The organism is Microbacterium sp. ER1 (assembly GCF_023383675.1).
Lineage (GTDB): Bacteria > Actinomycetota > Actinomycetes > Actinomycetales > Microbacteriaceae > Microbacterium.
The window spans coordinates 1-5500 of record NZ_QCXO01000104.1; the positions used below are offsets into that span (position 1 = coordinate 1).

The 5500-nt window shown below is 54.6% G+C and carries 3 rRNA genes; all 3 read left to right on the forward strand.

From position 1 onward, the window contains the following. The first annotated feature begins 227 nt into the window (after nt 1–227). A 16S ribosomal RNA gene (locus tag BV453_RS01930) occupies nt 228–1752 on the forward strand. Nucleotides 1753–2160: 408 nt separating this feature from the next. Continuing rightward, a 23S ribosomal RNA gene (locus tag BV453_RS01935) occupies nt 2161–5263 on the forward strand. Between the two features lie 111 nt (nt 5264–5374). Beyond that, a 5S ribosomal RNA gene (gene rrf, locus BV453_RS01940) occupies nt 5375–5491 on the forward strand. Together the 16S, 23S and 5S rRNA genes form the textbook arrangement of a ribosomal RNA operon. The last annotated feature ends 9 nt before the right edge of the window (nt 5492–5500 follow it).

Consider the following 5500-nt stretch of genomic DNA (forward strand, 5'->3'; position numbering starts at 1 on the left):
GTGATGGCTGGGTCGTGGGAGCATCCGATCCTTGAGAACTCAACAGCGTGCACTTGTCAAATGCCAAATTATCCTCGTCTAGCTTCGGCTGGGTGAGAATTCCTTTGGATCAAAGACCAACCTCTTTGTGGGGTTGGCAACGGATGAAGTCAGCAATGAATTCGTCTCTTTGGTCAGCATCAAACTCGCTGCGTTCCGGTTTTTCCCCGGTTCGTATGCATTTCTTTTTTACGGAGAGTTTGATCCTGGCTCAGGATGAACGCTGGCGGCGTGCTTAACACATGCAAGTCGAACGGTGAAGCAGGAGCTTGCTCTTGTGGATCAGTGGCGAACGGGTGAGTAACACGTGAGCAACCTGCCCCTGACTCTGGGATAAGCGCTGGAAACGGCGTCTAATACTGGATATGTGACGTGACCGCATGGTCTGCGTTTGGAAAGATTTTTCGGTTGGGGATGGGCTCGCGGCCTATCAGCTTGTTGGTGAGGTAATGGCTCACCAAGGCGTCGACGGGTAGCCGGCCTGAGAGGGTGACCGGCCACACTGGGACTGAGACACGGCCCAGACTCCTACGGGAGGCAGCAGTGGGGAATATTGCACAATGGGCGAAAGCCTGATGCAGCAACGCCGCGTGAGGGATGACGGCCTTCGGGTTGTAAACCTCTTTTAGCAGGGAAGAAGCGAAAGTGACGGTACCTGCAGAAAAAGCGCCGGCTAACTACGTGCCAGCAGCCGCGGTAATACGTAGGGCGCAAGCGTTATCCGGAATTATTGGGCGTAAAGAGCTCGTAGGCGGTTTGTCGCGTCTGCTGTGAAATCCCGAGGCTCAACCTCGGGCCTGCAGTGGGTACGGGCAGACTAGAGTGCGGTAGGGGAGATTGGAATTCCTGGTGTAGCGGTGGAATGCGCAGATATCAGGAGGAACACCGATGGCGAAGGCAGATCTCTGGGCCGTAACTGACGCTGAGGAGCGAAAGGGTGGGGAGCAAACAGGCTTAGATACCCTGGTAGTCCACCCCGTAAACGTTGGGAACTAGTTGTGGGGTCCATTCCACGGATTCCGTGACGCAGCTAACGCATTAAGTTCCCCGCCTGGGGAGTACGGCCGCAAGGCTAAAACTCAAAGGAATTGACGGGGACCCGCACAAGCGGCGGAGCATGCGGATTAATTCGATGCAACGCGAAGAACCTTACCAAGGCTTGACATATACGAGAACGGGCCAGAAATGGTCAACTCTTTGGACACTCGTAAACAGGTGGTGCATGGTTGTCGTCAGCTCGTGTCGTGAGATGTTGGGTTAAGTCCCGCAACGAGCGCAACCCTCGTTCTATGTTGCCAGCACGTAATGGTGGGAACTCATGGGATACTGCCGGGGTCAACTCGGAGGAAGGTGGGGATGACGTCAAATCATCATGCCCCTTATGTCTTGGGCTTCACGCATGCTACAATGGCCGGTACAAAGGGCTGCAATACCGTGAGGTGGAGCGAATCCCAAAAAGCCGGTCCCAGTTCGGATTGAGGTCTGCAACTCGACCTCATGAAGTCGGAGTCGCTAGTAATCGCAGATCAGCAACGCTGCGGTGAATACGTTCCCGGGTCTTGTACACACCGCCCGTCAAGTCATGAAAGTCGGTAACACCTGAAGCCGGTGGCCTAACCCTTGTGGAGGGAGCCGTCGAAGGTGGGATCGGTAATTAGGACTAAGTCGTAACAAGGTAGCCGTACCGGAAGGTGCGGCTGGATCACCTCCTTTCTAAGGAGCATCTGACGCTTCGGCGTCCAGAACCCAGATCGAAGGCACACGTTCTTCGCTGGGAGCTCATGGGTGGAACATTTGACATGGCATCGAGATTGTTTCTCTGATTAGTACGCAGCTTGCTGCAGGAACGTTGGGGGGATGGGTTTCGGTGCCTGCACGCTGTTGGGTCCTGAGGGACCGGATGCGGGTCTTTCGGGATCTGGTCTGTACCTCTGGGCCTCTTGTTGTCTCTCCGGTTGGGGAGGTGGTGAGGGGTACCGCCCGTACTTTGAGAACTACACAGTGGACGCGAGCATCTTGCAACTGGTCTTTGATCAGTTGCGCAAGATGATCTTAAAGATCATTAGTCAATTTCTGATTCAGTCTTCGGACTGGTCGGGTTTTTGATTCAAACTCATGTGATTTCAAGTCTTTAAGAGCAAACGGTGGATGCCTTGGCATCTGGAGCCGAAGAAGGACGTAGCAATCTGCGATAAGCCTCGGGGAACTGATAAGCAAGTTTTGATCCGAGGGTGTCCGAATGGGGAAACCCCGCTGGGCGGCGTGCCGACCTAGTGACTCCCGCCTGAATATATAGGGCGGGTAGAGGGAACGTGGGGAAGTGAAACATCTCAGTACCCACAGGAAGAGAAAGCAACCGCGATTCCGTTAGTAGTGGCGAGCGAAACCGGATCAGGCTAAACCGAGTGTGTGTGATATCCGGCAGGAGTTGCATATTCGGGGTTGTGGGACTCACCAGTCAGTTCTGCCGAGCTGGCGACGTTACAGAAGCGTATAGACGAACGGTCTTGAAAGGCCGGTCATAGAGGGTGCCAACCCCGTAGTCGAAATGCGTGTTCTGGCGTGGAGAGTATCCCAAGTAGCACGGGGCCCGTGAAATCCCGTGTGAATCTGTCAGGACCACCTGATAAGCCTAAATACTCCCAGATGACCGATAGCGGACAAGTACCGTGAGGGAAAGGTGAAAAGTACCCCGGGAGGGGAGTGAAATAGTACCTGAAACCGTTTGCTTACAAACCGTTGGAGCACCCCTGGTAGGTGTGACAGCGTGCCTTTTGAAGAATGAGCCTGCGAGTTAGCGATATGTGGCGAGGTTAACCCGTGTGGGGTAGCCGTAGCGAAAGCGAGTCTGAATAGGGCGATTCAGTCGCATGTCCTAGACCCGAAGCGAAGTGATCTATCCATGGCCAGGTTGAAGCGACGGTAAGACGTCGTGGAGGACCGAACCCACTTAGGTTGAAAACTGAGGGGATGAGCTGTGGATAGGGGTGAAAGGCCAATCAAACTTCGTGATAGCTGGTTCTCTCCGAAATGCATTTAGGTGCAGCGTTGCGTGTTTCTTGCCGGAGGTAGAGCTACTGGATGGCCGATGGGCCCTACAAGGTTACTGACGTCAGCCAAACTCCGAATGCCGGTAAGTGAGAGCGCAGCAGTGAGACTGTGGGGGATAAGCTTCATAGTCGAGAGGGAAACAACCCAGACCACCAACTAAGGTCCCAAAGCGCGTGCTAAGTGGGAAAGGATGTGGAGTTGCTCTGACAACCAGGAGGTTGGCTTAGAAGCAGCCACCCTTGAAAGAGTGCGTAATAGCTCACTGGTCAAGTGATTCCGCGCCGACAATGTAACGGGGCTCAAGCACGCCACCGAAGTTGTGGCATTGACATTATTGGTAGGCCTTCGTGGTCCAGCCGTGTTGATGGGTAGGAGAGCGTCGTGTGGCCAGCGAAGCGGCGGTGGAAACCAGCCGTGGAGGCTACACGAGTGAGAATGCAGGCATGAGTAGCGAATGACGTGTGAGAAACACGTCCTCCGAAAGACCAAGGGTTCCAGGGTCAAGCTAATCTTCCCTGGGTAAGTCGGGACCTAAGGCGAGGCCGACAGGCGTAGTCGATGGACAACGGGTTGATATTCCCGTACCGGCGAAGAACCGCCCAAGCTAATCCAGTGGTGCTAAACGTCCGAGCCTTCACATCGTCGCCTTCGGGTGACACCGTGGAGGGGAGCACGTGACCCCATGCTGGTGCGGTTAGCGTATTAACAGGTGTGACGCAGGAAGGTAGTCCAAGCCAGGCGATGGTTGTCCTGGTGCAAGTGCGTAGGCCGAGTCGTAGGCAAATCCGCGACTCATACAGGCTGAGACACGATGCGGATAAAAAGTGGATGATCCTATGCTGCCGAGAAAAGCATCGACGCGAGGTTCTAGCCGCCCGTACCCCAAACCGACTCAGGTGGTCAGGTAGAGAATACCAAGGAGATCGAGAGAATCGTGGTTAAGGAACTCGGCAAAATGCCCCCGTAACTTCGGGAGAAGGGGGGCCTTCGACGTATTAGGACTTGCTCCGAAAGCGTTTGGAGGCCGCAGAGACTAGTGGGTAGCGACTGTTTACTAAAAACACAGGTCCGTGCCAAGTCGCAAGACGATGTATACGGACTGACGCCTGCCCGGTGCTGGAAGGTTAAGAGGACCGGTTAGCCGCAAGGCGAAGCTGAGAATTTAAGCCCCAGTAAACGGCGGTGGTAACTATAACCATCCTAAGGTAGCGAAATTCCTTGTCGGGTAAGTTCCGACCTGCACGAATGGCGTAACGACTTCCCAACTGTCTCAACCGCGAACTCGGCGAAATTGCATTACGAGTAAAGATGCTCGTTACGCGCAGCAGGACGGAAAGACCCCGTGACCTTTACTACAGCTTGGTATTGGTGTTCGGTGTGGCTTGTGTAGGATAGGTGGGAGACTTTGAAGCGGTGACGCCAGTTACCGTGGAGTCATTGTTGAAATACCACTCTGGTCACTCTGGATATCTAACTTCGAACCGTAATCCGGTTCAGGGACAGTGCCTGGTGGGTAGTTTAACTGGGGCGGTTGCCTCCCAAAAAGTAACGGAGGCGCCCAAAGGTTCCCTCAACCTGGTTGGCAATCAGGTGGCGAGTGTAAGTGCACAAGGGAGCTTGACTGTGAGACTGACAGGTCGAGCAGGGACGAAAGTCGGGACTAGTGATCCGGCAGTGGCTTGTGGAAGCGCTGTCGCTCAACGGATAAAAGGTACCTCGGGGATAACAGGCTGATCTTGCCCAAGAGTCCATATCGACGGCATGGTTTGGCACCTCGATGTCGGCTCGTCGCATCCTGGGGCTGGAGTAGGTCCCAAGGGTTGGGCTGTTCGCCCATTAAAGCGGTACGCGAGCTGGGTTTAGAACGTCGTGAGACAGTTCGGTCCCTATCCGCTGCGCGCGTAGGAAGTTTGAGAGGATCTGACCCTAGTACGAGAGGACCGGGTTGGACGAACCTCTGGTGTGTCAGTTGTTCCGCCAGGAGCACCGCTGATTAGCTACGTTCGGGATGGATAACCGCTGAAAGCATCTAAGCGGGAAGCCGGCCTCAAGATGAGACTTCCATACCTTCGGGTGAGAGGCTCCCAGCCAGACTACTGGGTTGATAGGCCAGATGTGGAAGCACGGTAACGTGTGCAGCTGACTGGTACTAATAAGCCGATGACTTGATAACACGCCGTTTGTTGGTGCTTGCGTCCACTGAGTGGTTCTCGATGTACGGTCGAGAACTACCTTCAACAATGATTCATCATTGCTTTAGGTTTGATTGAAACATCAATAGTGTTTCGGCGGCCATAGCGTGAGGGAAACGCCCGGTCACATTCCGAACCCGGAAGCTAAGCCTCACAGCGCCGATGGTACTGCAGGGGGGACCCTGTGGGAGAGTAGGACACCGCCGGACTCCTTTTAG